This is a genomic window from Kitasatospora sp. NPDC057512 (genome assembly GCF_042802135.1).
Classification (GTDB): Bacteria; Actinomycetota; Actinomycetes; order Streptomycetales; family Streptomycetaceae; genus Kitasatospora.
Map to the genome: position 1 here is coordinate 1 of NZ_JBHVET010000140.1, position 14219 is coordinate 14219.

11 protein-coding genes are annotated in these 14219 nt (G+C 75.2%); 10 read left to right on the plus strand and 1 reads right to left on the minus strand.

Annotated features, from left to right (window positions below; translation table 11 throughout):
- Positions 1-572: 572 nt before the first annotated feature.
- The 8 genes from ACFU6K_RS12415 (at position 573) to cutA (ending at position 12897) form a co-directional block, all read left to right on the plus strand.
- A complete protein-coding gene (locus ACFU6K_RS12415; RefSeq protein ID WP_380662513.1) occupies positions 573-1943 on the plus strand; it encodes a PLP-dependent aminotransferase family protein in 1371 nt (456 codons plus the stop codon).
- Positions 1940-3085, plus strand: coding sequence for a 3,5-dihydroxyphenylacetyl-CoA synthase DpgA (gene dpgA / locus ACFU6K_RS12420; protein ID WP_380662514.1), 1146 nt, complete (start codon positions 1940-1942; stop codon positions 3083-3085). Before ACFU6K_RS12415 ends, dpgA begins: the two co-directional genes overlap by 4 nt.
- Before the next feature lie 21 nt (positions 3086-3106).
- Positions 3107-3790, plus strand: a complete 684-nt coding sequence (gene dpgB, locus ACFU6K_RS12425; RefSeq protein WP_380662515.1) for an enoyl-CoA-hydratase DpgB — start codon at positions 3107-3109, stop codon at positions 3788-3790.
- Positions 3787-5088, plus strand: a complete 1302-nt coding sequence (gene dpgC / locus ACFU6K_RS12430; protein ID WP_380662516.1) for a (3,5-dihydroxyphenyl)acetyl-CoA 1,2-dioxygenase DpgC — start codon at positions 3787-3789, stop codon at positions 5086-5088. The genes dpgB and dpgC overlap by 4 nt, the downstream gene beginning before the upstream one ends.
- 67 nt (positions 5089-5155) lie before the next feature.
- The gene (locus ACFU6K_RS12435; protein ID WP_380662517.1) at positions 5156-5407 is read left to right on the plus strand and encodes an MbtH family protein; all 252 of its coding nucleotides are present in this window, start codon (positions 5156-5158) and stop codon (positions 5405-5407) included.
- Positions 5404-7452 carry an ABC transporter ATP-binding protein gene (locus tag ACFU6K_RS12440; RefSeq protein ID WP_380662518.1) on the plus strand — a complete coding sequence of 683 codons (2049 nt, stop codon included), beginning with the start codon at positions 5404-5406 and terminating at the stop codon, positions 7450-7452. Before ACFU6K_RS12435 ends, ACFU6K_RS12440 begins: the two co-directional genes overlap by 4 nt.
- Positions 7449-12383, plus strand: coding sequence for an amino acid adenylation domain-containing protein (locus tag ACFU6K_RS12445; RefSeq protein WP_380662519.1), 4935 nt, complete (start codon positions 7449-7451; stop codon positions 12381-12383). The genes ACFU6K_RS12440 and ACFU6K_RS12445 overlap by 4 nt, the downstream gene beginning before the upstream one ends.
- Positions 12384-12576: 193 nt before the next feature.
- Positions 12577-12897, plus strand: a complete 321-nt coding sequence (gene cutA, locus ACFU6K_RS12450) for a divalent-cation tolerance protein CutA (protein ID WP_380662520.1) — start codon at positions 12577-12579, stop codon at positions 12895-12897.
- 4 nt (positions 12898-12901) lie between these two features.
- Here the strand turns inward: cutA and ACFU6K_RS12455 are convergent, their stop codons facing one another.
- Positions 12902-13120, minus strand: coding sequence for a hypothetical protein (locus ACFU6K_RS12455; RefSeq protein WP_380662521.1), 219 nt, complete (start codon positions 13118-13120; stop codon positions 12902-12904).
- On the opposite strand from ACFU6K_RS12455, the gene ACFU6K_RS12460 reads away from it, so the two are divergent.
- Complete coding sequence (locus tag ACFU6K_RS12460) at positions 13052-13357, plus strand: sulfatase-like hydrolase/transferase (RefSeq protein ID WP_380662522.1); 306 nt, start codon at positions 13052-13054, stop codon at positions 13355-13357. The two genes, ACFU6K_RS12455 and ACFU6K_RS12460, sit on opposite strands and share 69 nt — an antisense overlap.
- A 20-nt stretch (positions 13358-13377) precedes the next feature.
- Complete coding sequence (locus ACFU6K_RS12465; RefSeq protein WP_049655277.1) at positions 13378-13818, plus strand: NUDIX hydrolase; 441 nt, start codon at positions 13378-13380, stop codon at positions 13816-13818.
- Positions 13819-14219 lie beyond the last annotated feature (401 nt).

Consider the following 14219-nt stretch of genomic DNA (forward strand, 5'->3'; position numbering starts at 1 on the left):
GCCCGAAGGCGCCCCCGGTGGCGCCCCGGGCGGCCCGGCACCGCGGGGCGCGGAGGCGGGACGGTCGGCGCCGGGGCCGCGGGCCCGGCGGCGGGACCGGGCATCCGGTAGCAGGCTGTGACGGGGCGGGAACCCACAGCGCTTGACAGGCCATTGCCCGGGGGCGCGTACTGGAACGAGGACAAACAGCAGACAGGGCCCTGTGCTCCGGGTATCCGTCGGATACCGCGGCCGGTGCGAAAGCGGCGACAGGGCGTGCTGGGATCTCGATACCCCCTCGCGTCGCGTTCGGCCCGGTGCCCGACGGCGGTTTTCGCGTGCGGGCACCGCGCCGCCGCCGTTCGGACGGTGCGCCCGCGGTGGCGCCGCCGGAGCCCGTGGGCCCGTCCGAGGGGCCGCCATGAGACCGACGTCGAGACCGACCGATGTTCGAACGCGGGAGGACGGTACCGGCGAGCCGCCCACGGGGCGCCGCCGCGCCGTCGCCCTGCCGCGCGTCCTTCACGCGAGCCCTGGCATCCGCCGTCCGACGGGGTGCCGCACGGCGGCTCGTCCACGGAAAGGCGGGCACCATGGTGCTCGATTCGACCACGCTGCACTCGAGCATCGAGGACCCGGTTCTCGACCGGATGAACTTCCTCAACGAGATCACGTCCAGCTACCCGGACGCGGTGTCCTTCGCGCCGGGCCGCCCCTATGACGGCTTCTTCGAGGTCGAGGACGTCCACGCCCACCTGCGCCGGTACGCGGCCTACCTGGAGAGCCGGGGCGCGGGGCCGGCCGAGGTGCGCAGCGGCTTCTACCAGTACGGGCCGGCCGCGGGGCAGATCCGGGAGCTGATCGCGTACTCGCTGCGGCAGGACGAGGGGTTCGAGGTCGCGCCCGAGGCGATCGTGGTGACGGTCGGTGCGCAGGAGGCGATGTTCCTGGTGCTGCGCGCGCTGTTCGCGACGCCCCAGGACGTGCTGCTGCTGGTGACCCCCTGTTATGTCGGGATCATGGGGGCCGCGCGGCTGCTGGACATCCCGGTGGTCGGGGTGCCGGAGCGTGATGGGCGGCTGGTGGTCGCGGACTTGGACGCGGCGGTGCGGGCGCAGCGTGCGGCGGGCCGGCGGCCACGGGCCGTGTACGTGGTGCCGGACCACGCCAATCCGACCGGGTCGACGCTGGACCTGGCGACGCGTACCGGGCTGCTGGAGCTGGCCGGGCGCCACGGTCTGCTCGTCCTGGAGGACAGTCCCTACCGGTTGAGCGGCCCGGGGCCGCGGTGCCCGATGCTCAAGGCGCTCGACACGTCGAGGAGCGTCATCCAGCTGGGCACCTACTCCAAGACGGTGTTCCCCGGTGCGCGGGTCGGCTACGTGGTGGCCGACCAGGAGGTGCGCGACGGGCGCGGCGGGATCCGGCTGCTGGCGCGGGACCTGGCGAAGGTGAAGAGCATGGTGACGGTGAACACGTCCTCGCTCAGCCAGGCGGTCGCGGCGGGGGCGCTGCTGAGCGCGGACGGGCGGCTGTCGGTGCTGAACGCGAGGGCGGCCGAGCACTACCGGCGCAGCATGGCCGCGACGCTCGCGCAGTTGGAGCGGTGGCTGCCGCAGTGGCGGCGCCGGGAGCTGGGGGTGGGCTGGAACCGTCCCGACGGCGGTTTCTTCCTCACGCTGCGCACCGGTTTCCGGACCGGCACGGCGGCGCTGGAGCGGTCGGCCCGGGAGTTCGGGGTGATCTGGACGCCGATGGAGTTCTTCCATCCGCACGGCGGGGGCGAGCGGGACATCCGGCTGTCGATCAGCTACCTGACGCCCGGGCAGGTGGTCGAGGGCGTCGAGCGGCTGGTGCGGTTCGTGGAGACGCTCAGTGAGGAGACACGCGGCAGCGGTACGCGCAGTGGTGGACACACGGTGGCGGCGTGCCCGGTACCCGGAACGGAGAGTGACGCACCATGACCACGGCCCTGGACCGAGCGCCGGCCGCCACGGTCCCGCGCATCGTGAGCGTGGGCACCGCCGTGCCGCCCGAGCACTACTCCCAGGAGGAGCTGCTGGACCTGTTCGGGATCACCGACCGCCGGGTGCGCTCGGTGTTCCTGCTGGGCTCCATCCGGCAGCGCTCGCTGGTGCTGCCGCCGGCGGCGCCGGACGGCACCAGGCTCCGGGAGAGCCAGGGCGACCTGCTGGACAAGCACAAGGCGTGGGCCGTGAGCATGGGGGCGGACGCGCTGCAGCTGTGCCTCAAGCGGATCGGGGCCGACCTGTCGGAGGTGGCGTACCTGTGCTGCGTGACCTCGACCGGCTTCCTGACGCCGGGGCTGAGCGCGCTGCTGATCCGCGAGCTGGGCATGGACTGGCACACCGCGCGGGCCGACATCGTCGGCATGGGCTGCAACGCCGGGCTCAACGCGCTGGCGGTGGTGGGCAACTGGGCGGCGGCGAACCCGGGCCGGCTGGCCGTGATGGTCTGCTCGGAGGCCTGCTCGGCCGCGTACACGATGGACTCCACGATGCGGACGGCGGTGGTGAACAGCCTGTTCGGCGACGGCGCCGCGGCGGTGGCGGTGGTCGCGGACCCGGTGGGCGGCGGGCGCCGCGAGGAGAAGGGCGCCGAGGAGGAGGGGGCCGAGGAGGAGGGGCCCGGCCGCCGGCTGGAGGGGCCGCGGATCCTGCGGACCGCGAGCGTGACCATCGTCGACGCCATCGACGCGATGCGCTACGACTGGGACCGCGACCAGGGCCGCTTCAGCTTCTTCCTGGACCCGCAGGTCCCGTACCTGGTCGGCGCGCACGTGGAGGGGGTCGTCGACCGGCTGCTGGCGGGCACCTCGCTGCGCCGCGACGACGTCGCGCACTGGCTGGTGCACTCCGGCGGCAAGAAGGTCATCGACGCGGTCGCCGTCAACCTCGGGCTGACCCGGCACGACCTGCGGCACACCATCACCGTGCTGCGCGACTTCGGCAACGTCTCCAGCGGCTCGTTCCTCTTCTCCTACGACCGGCTCCTGCGGGAGGGCGTGGTCCGCGACGGCGACTACGGCGTGCTGATGACCATGGGGCCGGGTTCGACGATCGAGTCCGCGCTCATCCAGTGGTGAACCGACCCAAGGGAGACCGCCATGCCCGTCAACGCCCTGCCCGAGGGCCCCGTGCTGCACGTGGACGGCCGCCGGGAGATCTCGGCCGAGCTGACCGAGGCCCTCGGCGCCCTGTGCGACGAGGCGGAGGACGCCGGCGCCGACGCCGCGACCCTGTTCGTCTCCGGCGCCCCCAGCGGCGAGGCGGTGGCGAAGGCGGGCGACATCGCCACCGTCACGAAGTGGGAGCGGGCGGTACGGCGCTTCGAGCGGCTGCGGCTGCCCACCCTGGCGGCGGCGAGCGGGGAGTGCGGCGGCGTGGCCCTGGACCTGCTGCTGGCGGCCGACGTCCGGGTGGCGGCCCCGGACCTGCGGCTGCTCCTGGCCTTCCACGGGCAGGCCGTCTGGCCGGGCATGGCCGGCTACCGGCTGGTCCAGCAGCTCGGGCCGGCCCGCGCCCGGCGCACCGTGCTCTTCGGGGTGCCGATCACCGCCCGCGAGGCCCTGGAGCGGTGCCTGGTGGACCAGGTGAGCCGGGACCCCGGGCGCACCCTGGCCGCCGCCGCCCGGCTGCTGCGCCGCCTGTCCGGCCCCGAACTCGCGATCCGCCGCCAACTGGCCTTCGACGCCCAGTGGATGAGCTTCGAGGACGCGCTCGGACCGCACCTGGCCGCCTGCGACCGCGCGCTGCGGCGCACCCGGGCCGCGGACGGGGTGACGGCGTGAGCGCGGCCACCGGGCGGGCGCCCGCCGCCGTACGGGAGCGCGCCGCGGACGGGCTCGACCGGGCGGCGCGGCTGCTGCCCCCGTTCCCCTCGCCCGGGCCGCGCGCCGGCGAGGAGCGCGAGCGCGCCGATCGGGAGCTGGACGCCGGCCGCGCGCGGCGCACCGCCTTCCTGGACCGCCACGCCGAGGAGCTCTACGACCGGATCACCGCGGGCCGCACCCTGCGCCCCCGGCTGGACGCCCTGGTGGAGGGCGCCGCCCGCGCCGTACCGAACCTGGTGCCCACCGCGGCGCAGCTGCGGGCGGAGCGGGCCCTGCCGGTGGCCGAGCGCCTCGGCTACGAGGTCGACCTGGGCGTCCTGCTGCGCGGCGTGCTGCGCAGCGCGGCCGCCGGCGGCCACCTGATGGACTCCATGCTGCGGCCCACCGGGCGGGCGCTGGAGCTGCTCGGGGAGTTCCGGGCCACCGGGGTGGTGCGGATGGACAGCACGCGGCTGGAGCGGCGCGCGGGGGTGGCCCGGATCACCATGTGCGCCGGGGACCGCCTCAACGCCGAGGACGAGCAGCAGGTCGACGACATGGAGACCGCGGTCGACCTCGCGCTGCTGGACGAGGGGTGCGGGATCGGGCTGATCCGGGGCGGCGAGATGACGCACCCGCGCTACGCGGGGCGCCGGGTGTTCAGCGCCGGGATCAACCTCAAGCGCCTGCACGCGGGCGAGATCACCCTCGTCGGGTTCCTGCTGCGCCGCGAGCTCGGCTACCTCAGGAAGCTGCTGCTCGGGCTGCGCACCGACGACGCGTCCTGGCGCTACCCGTTCACCGACATGCCGTGGGTGGCCGCGGTGGACGGCTTCGCGATCGGCGGCGGCATGCAGCTGCTGCTCGCGGTGGACCACGTGCTCGCGGCCTCCGACGCCTACCTGAGCCTGCCGGCCGCGCAGGAGGGGATCGTCCCGGGCGCGGCGGACTTCCGGCTGCCCGCGGTGACCGGCCCCCGGCTGGCCCGGCAGATCATCCTCGGCGGGCGGCGGGTGCGCGCGAGCGACCCGGAGGCCCGCGCGCTCGTCGACCAGGTCGTCGACCCGGCGGACCTCGACCGGGCCGTCGAGCGGGCCCTGGAGCTGCTGTGCGACCCGGCCGTCACCGCCAACCGCCGGATGGTGAACCTCGCCCTGGAACCGGCGGACGGCCTGCGCGCCTACCTGGCGGAGTTCGCCGTCCAGCAGGCGCTGCGCATCCGCGCGGCGGACGTGCTCGGCAAGGCGGGCCGCTTCACGGCCCGGCCCGCCGGGTGAGAGCGCGGCGCGGCCCCCCTCCCCCGCCGCCCCGGCGGGCGGCACCCGAACAAGCAAGGAGACCGAGATGACCAGCCCCTTCGACGACCCGGACGCCTCCTACCTCGTGCTGGTCAACGCCCTGGGCCAGTACTCGCTGTGGCCCGGGTTCGCGCAGGTGCCCGCCGGGTGGCGGATCGCCCGCGGCCGGGGCTCGCGCGACGAGTGCCTGGCGTACGTCGACCGCGTCTGGACCGACCAGCGCCCGCCGGCCCCGGCCGCTGCGGCCCCGGCACCGACGGCCGCGGCGCCGGACGGCAGGGAGGTCGTCGCGCCATGACGAGCGGCCCGGGCCCGCTGATCACGATCCGGGCGACCCCCGGCGACGGGACGCGGCCGGCCCGGGGGCAGGTCAGGCCCGGCACCTCCCGGCGGATCCTGCCCTACCTGCGGCCCTACCGGCGGCAGATCGCCGCCCTGCTGACGCTGACCGTGGTCGACGCCCTCATCACCGTCTCCACGCCGCTGCTGTTCAAGGAGCTCATCGACCGCGGCATCGTGCCGCGCGACCGGGCCGTGGTGGCGGGCGCCGCCGTCGCGGTGGCCGTCCTGGCGCTGCTGCAGGCCCTGGTGGGCTTCCTGGTCAGCCGCAGTTCGGCGCGCATCGGCGAGGGGCTGATCTACGACCTGCGCACCGAGGTCTTCCGGCACGTGCAGCGCCAGCCGCTCGCGTTCTTCACCCGCACCCAGACCGGCTCGCTGGTGAGCCGGCTCAACACCGACGTGATGGAGGCCCAGCAGGCGGTGACCGTGCTGCTGTCCAACGTGCTCTCCAGCCTGCTGGTGCTGTGCCTGGTGGTCGCCACGATCTTCTACCTGTCCTGGCCGATCGGGCTGGTGGTGCTGGTCACGGTGCCGCTGTTCGTGCTGCCGGGCCGGGTCGTGGGGCGGCGGCTGCAGCGCAACCTGCGCACCTCGATGCAGCTGGACGCCGAGCTCGGCTCGCTCATGCAGGAGCGCTTCAACGTGGCCGGCGCGCTGCTGGTCAAACTCTACGGCCGGCCCGAGCGCGAGGACGGCCGGTTCGCCGGCCACGCGGCCCGGGTGCGGGACGTGCGCGTGGTCACCTCCGTCTACGCACGGATGCTGCTGGTGACGGTGACGCTGCTGGCCTCGCTGGCCACCGCGGTGGTCTACGGCGTCGGCGGCGAGCTGGTGGTCGCCGGGAGCATCCGGATCGGCACCCTGGTGGCCCTGGCCACCCTGCTGGCCCGGCTCTTCGGCCCGATCAACCAGCTCTCCAACCTGCAGTCGAACTACCTGACCGCCCTCGTCTCCTTCGACCGGCTCTTCGAGGTGCTGGACCTGAAGCCGCTGATCGCGGAGCGGCCCGATGCCGTCGCCCTGCCCGCGCCGGGCCCGGGCCGGGCCCCGGAGGTCGAGTTCGAGGACGTCTCCTTCCGCTACCCCGCCGCGAAGGAGGTCTCCCTCGCCTCGCTGGAGACGCTGTCGCTGCCGGCCCCGGAGCGCTCCGGCACCGCCCAGGCGCTGCGCGGGGTGAGCTTCCGCGCCCCGGCGGGCCGGCTGACCGCGCTGGTCGGGCCCTCCGGCGCGGGCAAGACCACCGTCAGCCAGCTGGTGGCCCGGCTGTACGAGCCCACCGGCGGCACCGTGCGGATCGGCGGCGTCGACGTGCGCGACCTGTCCCTGGCCTCGCTGCACGACACCGTCGGCATGGTCACCCAGGACGCCCACCTGTTCCACGACACCATCCGCGCCAACCTGCTCTACGCCAAGCCGGACGCCACCGAGGCGGAGCTCGTCGAGGCCTGCGAGGCCGCGCAGGTCCGGGACGTGATCGCGGCGCTGCCCGACGGCCTGGACACCGTCGTCGGCGACCGCGGCTACCGCTTCTCCGGCGGCGAGAAGCAGCGCCTGTCGATCGCCCGGCTGCTGCTCAAGAAGCCGTCCGTGGTCGTGCTCGACGAGGCCACCGCGCACCTGGACTCGGAGTCCGAGGCGGCCCTGCAGAAGGCCCTGTGGACGGCCCTGGCCGGCCGCACCGCCCTGGTGATCGCGCACCGGCTGTCCACGATCCGCGAGGCCGACCAGATCCTCGTGCTCCAGGACGGGCGCGTGGTCGAACGCGGCCGGCACGCCGCGCTCGTCGACGCCGGCGGCCTGTACGCGGAGCTCTACCGCACCCAGTTCGCCGACCCGCCCGCGCCGCGCCCCGAAGCCGGCCCGGACCCGGCCGACGACTACGGCGCCCCGCCCCCGCTGCCGCCCGGCGGAGGCCCCCTGCGCCTGCTGCCGCCGCCCCAGGCGGCGGCCGGCCCCGACCGACCCGAACGGCCCGACCAACCCGAACGGAGAGCACGATGAGCCAGCTGACGGTCGAGGACGTGTGGCCGCTTTCCCCGCTGCAGGAGGGACTGCTGTTCCACGCCTCGTACGACCAGGACGCGCCCCGGGACGTGTACGTGGGACAGCGGATCCTCAACCTCGACGGCGAACTGCGGCCCGAGGTGCTCCAGGCCTCCTGGCAGGCACTGCTGGAGCGGCACGCGAGCCTGCGGGCCGGCTTCCGCTCCCGCGCGGCCGGCGACACCGTCCAGGTGATCGCCAAGGGCGTGCGGATCCCGTGGACGTACGCCGACCTCGGCGCGCTGGACGAGCGGCAGGCCCAGGCCCGCGCCAGGGAACTGGCCGCGACCGACGCCCGGCGCTTCGACCTCGGCCTGCCCCCGCTGCTGCGGGTGCTGCTGCTGCGCGCCGGCCCCGACCGGCACCGGATGGTGGTGACGATGCACCACATCCTGATGGACGGCTGGTCGCTGCCGATCCTGTTCGACGAGCTGTGGCGGATCTACGACAACGGCGGCGACCCCTCGGTGCTCCCGAAGGTGCCGCCGTACCGCGACTACCTCGCCTGGCTGGGCCGCCGGGACACCGACGCCGCGCGCGCGGCGTGGCGCGCGATGCTGGCCGGCACCGAGGAGCCCACCCTGGTGGGCCCCGCCGACCGCAGCGGCCCGCCGGTGATGCTCCGGCACGTGATCGACCGGATCGGCGACGACCTCACCGACCGGCTGCGGGAGACCGCGCGCGACGCCGGGGTCACCCTCAACCGGGTCTTCCAGGTCGCCTGGGCGCTGCTGGTCGGCAAGCTGTCCGGCCGCCTGGACGTGGTCTTCGGCGCGACCGTCTCCGGCCGCCCCGCCGACGTGCCGCAGGCCGACCGGATGGTCGGGCTGTTCATCAACACCGTGCCGGTGCGCGTGCGCCTGGACGCGGCCGTGCCCTTCCGCACCGCCATGGCCGCCCTCCAGGACCAGCAGGCCGCCCTGCTCGACCACCAGCAGCTGAGCCTGCCCGAGATCCAGCGCGCCGGCGGCCCGGGCGCGGTCTTCGACACCCTGATGGTCTTCCAGAACTACCCCCGCGGCCCGATGGCGGCCCCCGCCGCCGACCCGGCCGCGCCCGGCGCGCCGCGGCCCGCCGCTCCCCCGCCCCCGGGCGAGGGCCTGGGCGGCACCGCGCTGCGCAGCGGGGAGCAGGCCGGCGGCCCGCTGGGGCCCGGCCCGGAACCGCCCGCGCCCGCTGACGGGACTTCGAAGCCGCCGCCGATGCCCGCCTGGGTCTCCCGGCGCGGCCCCGCCGGGGTGCGGGTCTCGGCCGGCGGCGGCGAGGAGGCCGCGCACTACCCGCTGACCGTCGTCGTCACGCCGGCCGACGACACCGAGATCCGGCTGGACTACCGGCCCGACCTGTTCGACGAGCGCACCGCCCGCGCCCTCGTCGACCGGATGACGCTGGTGCTGCGCCAGGTCGCGGCCGACCCGGACGTGCCCCTGGGCCGGCTCGACGTGCTGACCGGCGACGAGCGGCGGGAACTGGACGGCTCCGGCAACCGGACCCGCCGCGAGCTGCCCGAGGCGACCCTCGCCGGGCTCTTCGAGCGGCAGGTGCGCCGCACCCCCGCGGCGGTGGCCGTGGTCGCCGGGGACACCGAGCTGACCTACGCCGCGCTGGACCGGCGGGCGAACCGCCTGGCGCACCGGCTGGCCGGGCTCGGTGTGGGCCCCGAGACCCTGGTGGGCGTGGTGGCCGAGCGCTCGCCCGAGCTGATCACCGCGCTGCTGGCGGTGGTGAAGGCCGGCGCGGCGTACCTGCCGATGGACGGCCGGCACCCGGCCGGGCGGCTGCGCGCGGTGGCCGCGCAGGCGGGCCCGGCCGTCGTGCTGGTGGACGCGCCCGACGCCGGGCGGGGCCTGGCCGACGCCGAACTGTTCGCCCCCGCCGAGGTGCTGCGCCTGGAGCCGGAACCCGACGCGGACACGGACCCGCGGGCCGCGGCCTTCCCGCCGGTGCCGGTGCGGCCGGAGAACCTCATGTACGTCATCTACACCTCCGGGTCCACCGGCCTGCCGAAGGGCGTCGCGGTGACCTACGGCAGCGTCCTCGCGTTCTGCCTCGACGAGTGCTGGTCGAGCGGGGCCCTGGAGCGGGTGCTGGTGCAGGCCAACCACGCCTTCGACGCCTCCACCTACGAGATCTGGACGACGCTGCTGCACGGCGGCCGGCTGGTGCTGGTGCCCCCCGGGGACATCGACACCGTCGAACGCGGCCGGCTGATCGCGGCCCAGCAGGTGACCAACGTGCACGCCACGGCCGGGCACTTCCGGGTGCTCGCGGAGCAGGCCCCGCACATCTTCGGCGGCGTGCGCGAGGTCTCCACCGGCGGCGACGTCGTCTCCGCGAACGCCGTACGGACCCTGCTGCGCTCCCACCCCGGCATGGTGGTGCGCACCACCTACGGCCCCACCGAGACCACCGCCTTCACCACCCAGCTGCCCTTCACCGACCCGGACGCGGTGCCCGACACGGTGCCGCTGGGGCGGCCGATGGACAACACCAGGGTGTTCGTCCTGGACGCGTTCCTGCGGCCGGTGCCGGTCGGCATGACCGGCGAGCTCTACCTCGCCGGGGCCGGGCTGGCCCGCGGCTACCTCGGCCGTCCCTCACTCACCGCGGAGCGCTTCGTGGCCTGCCCCTTCCCCGCCGAGGACGAGCCCGGCGGCGCCCGGATGTACCGCACCGGCGACCTGGCGCAGTGGACCCCGGACGGGCAGCTGCTCTTCCTCGGCCGCGCCGACGAGCAGCTCAAGATCCGCGGGTTCCGCGTCGAGCCGGCCGAGATCGAGGCCGTGCTCGCCGCGCACCCCGGCGTCGCCCAGGCGCTCGTCGTCGCGGTCGAGGACGAGGACGGCCACAAGCGGCTGGCCGGCTACGCCGTGCCGGCCGGCGGCGACGAGTCCGCCCTCGACCCGGAGGCGCTGCGGGAGCACCTCGCCGGGAAGCTGCCCGACTACCTGGTCCCGGCCTCGGTGACCGTCCTCGGGGCACTCCCCGTGACGGCGAACGGCAAGCTCGACCGGGCCGCCCTGCCCCGGCCCGTCTTCTCCGGCCGGGCGGCCGGACGCGAGGCGGCCACCGACGCGGAGGACCTGCTGTGCCGGCTGTTCGCCGAGGTGCTGAACCTCGAACAGGTCGGCCCGGAGGACGACTTCTTCGTCCTCGGCGGCGACTCGATCACCTCGATGCTGCTGGCCGGGCGGGCCGGCAAGGCCGGCCTGGCGATCTCGCCGCGCCAGGTCTTCGAGCTGTGCACGCCCGCGGAGCTCGCACGGGTGGCCGGGCCGGTCGACGGGACGGCGGCGCAGCACGCCGAGGACGTCCCCCACGGCCCGGTCCCGCTGACCCCGGTGATGCGCGAGGTCGCGCGGCGGGCGGGCTCGGTGGCCCGCGCGGGCAGCCAGGCGATGCTGCTGACCGCGCCGCCCGGCCTGACGACCGGGCAGCTGGCGGACGCGCTGCAGGCGGTCATCGACCGGCACGAGGTGCTGCGGGCGCGGCTGGAGGAGGACGAGGAGCAGCTGGTGGTGCCCGAGCCGGGCGCGTCCTGGGCGGTCGCCGCGGCGGACCTGGTGAGCCGGGTGGACGCGGCCGGCCTCGACGGGGAGCGGCTGGACGCGCTGGTCGACGAGCAGGCCACCGCCGCCGAGGCCGCGCTCGCGCCGCGCGACGGCGTGATGCTGCGCGCCGTGCTCCTGGAGCGCGGCGCCGGGCGCAGCGGCCTGGTGCTGCTGACGGCCCACCACCTGGTGATCGACGGCGTCTCCTGGCGGGTGCTGGTGCCCGACCTGGCCCTGGCCCACGCGGCCCTGGCCGGCGGCGGCGCGGACGCGGCCCGGGCGGCGGTCGCCGCCGAGGCGACGTCGTTCCGCCGCTGGGCGCTCGCCCTGGCCGAGCGGGCCCGGGCGCAGCGGACGGTGGACGAACTGCCGGACTGGCGGCGGGTGGTGGACCGGGTCGAGGCGCCGCTCGCCGACCGGCCGCTGGACCCGCGCGTGGACACCGCGGGCGGCGGCCGCTCGCGCGCCGAGCTGACCGTCCCGGCGCGCACCGCGGGGCCGCTGCTGGCGGCCCTGCCCGCCGCCTTCCACGCGGGCGTGGACGACGTGCTGCTGTCCGGTCTGGTCGCGGCGCTCGGCGAGTGGCTGCGCGCCCGGGGCAGGCCGGTGCCGGAGGGCTTCCTGGTCGACCGGGAGGCGCACGGCCGGGTGCCGCTGTCGGAGGACATGGACCTGACGCGCACGCTCGGCTGGTTCACCGCCGTCCACCCGGCGTGGCTGGAGACCGGGCCGATCGACCCGGCCGAGGTGCGGGCGGGCGGGGAGGACGTGGCGCGGCTGATCAAGCGGGTCAAGGAGCAGTTGCGGCAGCGGCCGGGCGACGGCCTGGGGTACGGGCTGCTGAGGTACGCGAACCCGGCCACCCGGGCGGTGCTCGCGCCGTTGGCGGCGCCGCAGATCGGGTTCAACTACCTGGGCCGGTTCGGCGGGTCCGGTGAGGAGGCGGGCTCCCCGGGTGCGGAGGCGCCGGCGGAGGCGGGCTCCGCGGCCGGTGGGCGGCCGTGGACGTCGGCGGGCGAGCACGTGATGCCCGGCGGTGTCGACCCGGCGATGCCGCTGCGGCACGTGCTGGAGATCAACGGCCGGGCGCGGGACCTGCCCGAGGGCCCCGAGCTGTCCTTCGTCCTGGAGTCGCCGGCCGGGCTGCTCGGCGGGGCGGAGCTGGCGGACCTCGCCGAGCGCTGGCGGGCGGTGCTGGAGGGCCTGGTGCGGCACGCCGACGAGGGCTCCGGCGGCCACACCCCGTCGGACTTCTCGCTGATCTCGCTGGGCCAGGAGGACATCGACGAGTTCGAGTCCGCCTTCGGCGGCGGGGACGACGGGAAGGACGGCGGCTGAGGCGGCGGCGGCCAGATTGTCGGCGGTGTGGTAGCTGACGGTCAGGGCCTTGGGCTGGGTGGCCACGGTGCTGCTCCTGGTGTGGGCGGTGTCGTAGCGTTCATGGAGGCGGCGCGTGATGGATCGTCACGCTCCCGGGCCAGGCACCGGACTGTTCCCCCCGGGGCATGATCTGAATGGTTACGCTCGGGCCATGAGTGACTTCCTCGTGGTGACGACGACCCATGACGACGAGACGAAGGCCCGCGAGCTGGCCGCAAAGGTGATCGGGGAGCGGCTGGCCGCGTGCGCGCAGGTCTACCCGATTCGCTCGGTGTACTGGTGGGACGGTGAGGTGCAGTCCGGCGACGAGTGGCGGATCGACTTCAAGACCCGCGCCGAACTGGTCGGCCCGCTCGGCGACTTCATCAAGGAGCGTCACTCGTACGACGTGCCGGAGCTCGTCGCGGTGCCGGTCGTGGCCGGCGCCGAGAGCTACCTGAACTGGATCAGCGCCGAGACGTCGGCCGGCTGACCGGTCAGGCGATGGCGGCCCGGATCTCCTCACGGAAGGTCCGGGCCGTGCTGTTGTTCGGGAGGCGGTCGGCGAGGGCGGTCAGGCGGACCTTGCCCATGGTGGTCTCGGTCTGGACGGTGGCGGTGAGAGCGCGGCGGCCGACTTCGACGGCCTGCTCGACGTCGCCGGGGCCCGGGCGGACCGTCCCCTGTTCCTGTTCGTCAACGTCTCGGCGACGCATGTGCCCCACGGCCACTACCTCGGCGACAGCTCCGACTCCTGGCAGTCGCAGGCCGCCGCCCTCGCGTACGCCGACGAGCACCTGGGCGACCTGGTCGACGGCCTGACCAGCGACAGGAGGTGGTTGGTCGTCCTGTGTGCCGACCACGGGGACGCCTTCGGTGAGGACGGCTACCACGGGCGCGGGATCATCCACCCGACGGTGACGAACGTGCCGTTCGCCTGCATGGTGGTCTGACCGCGGCTTAACCTCCGTGCATGACCAACACGCAGTTGCCCACCCGGGACGCGGCCGTGATCGTGGCCCGTGACTCCAACGGCCTGGTCGCCGTGCTGACCGCACCGTTCCCCCTGCACGGTGGCGAGTACCTGTTCCTGCCAGGAGGGCGCCAGGAGGGCGACGAGAGCCCGGAGAAGTGCGCGCAGCGCGAGCTACGCGAAGAGGCCGGGATCACCGCCGCGACCTGGCGCCCGCTCGGGTCGTACGCCATCGTGCCGGGCTCGACGGCGCGCCTGCACCTCTTCGAGGCCCGGGACCTCACCCTCGGCCCCCAGGAGCTGGCGCCCGGGGAGGACGGCTTCAAGCTGATGTGGTGGCCGATGGAGGACGCCCTCGCCGCAGTCGGCGAAGGGCGGTTCCTCCTCCAGGGCGGCCCCCTCGCGCTGCTCCTCGCCGACCGGCAGCCGTCCGCAGCCTGACGGGCAGGGCTGGCGGACGTCATCGTGACCGCTATGGTCGCGCTCGACACGATCTCGGGTGACGGCCGGAGGGTGCTCGCGGAACGGCTGCACCACCTCACGGTGAGGGTCGGCCTGGAGCCCGCCGAGGCGAGCTGAGCGCCCCGAATCCGGCGGCACCGGCGGGGCCCGGTCGGGGTGTCACCTTCCCGGGCCGTTACGGGGCCGTGGGGGCCCCGGTTGAGAGGATTATGACCGTGGTCGTACTAGCTCTTTAGGGTGATTGACGGTCCATCACCTATCTGGGCGGGCGGGGCCGGTGCGGGGTGTTGGCACCCGCAGCATTTCAGCCAAGATCAAGAGTCTCGCGCAGATCGCCGAGACGGGGTAGGTTGCGGCCACGAACTCCTGGTGTCCATGCT

Excerpts from the sequence above, each read along its gene's own strand:
- dpgA (WP_380662514.1), top strand. The coding sequence starts at position 1,940 with ATGACCACGGCCCTGGACCGAGCGCCGGCCGCCACGGTCCCGCGCATC.
- ACFU6K_RS12440 (WP_380662518.1), top strand. The coding sequence starts at position 5,404 with ATGACGAGCGGCCCGGGCCCGCTGATCACGATCCGGGCGACCCCCGGC.
- ACFU6K_RS12465 (WP_049655277.1), top strand. The coding sequence starts at position 13,378 with ATGACCAACACGCAGTTGCCCACCCGGGACGCGGCCGTGATCGTGGCC.
- ACFU6K_RS12455 (WP_380662521.1), bottom strand. The coding sequence starts at position 13,120 with ATGCGTCGCCGAGACGTTGACGAACAGGAACAGGGGACGGTCCGCCCG.
- dpgB (WP_380662515.1), top strand. The coding sequence starts at position 3,107 with ATGCCCGTCAACGCCCTGCCCGAGGGCCCCGTGCTGCACGTGGACGGC.
- ACFU6K_RS12415 (WP_380662513.1), top strand. The coding sequence starts at position 573 with ATGGTGCTCGATTCGACCACGCTGCACTCGAGCATCGAGGACCCGGTT.
- ACFU6K_RS12435 (WP_380662517.1), top strand. The coding sequence starts at position 5,156 with ATGACCAGCCCCTTCGACGACCCGGACGCCTCCTACCTCGTGCTGGTC.
- cutA (WP_380662520.1), top strand. The coding sequence starts at position 12,577 with ATGAGTGACTTCCTCGTGGTGACGACGACCCATGACGACGAGACGAAG.
- ACFU6K_RS12445 (WP_380662519.1), top strand. The coding sequence starts at position 7,449 with ATGAGCCAGCTGACGGTCGAGGACGTGTGGCCGCTTTCCCCGCTGCAG.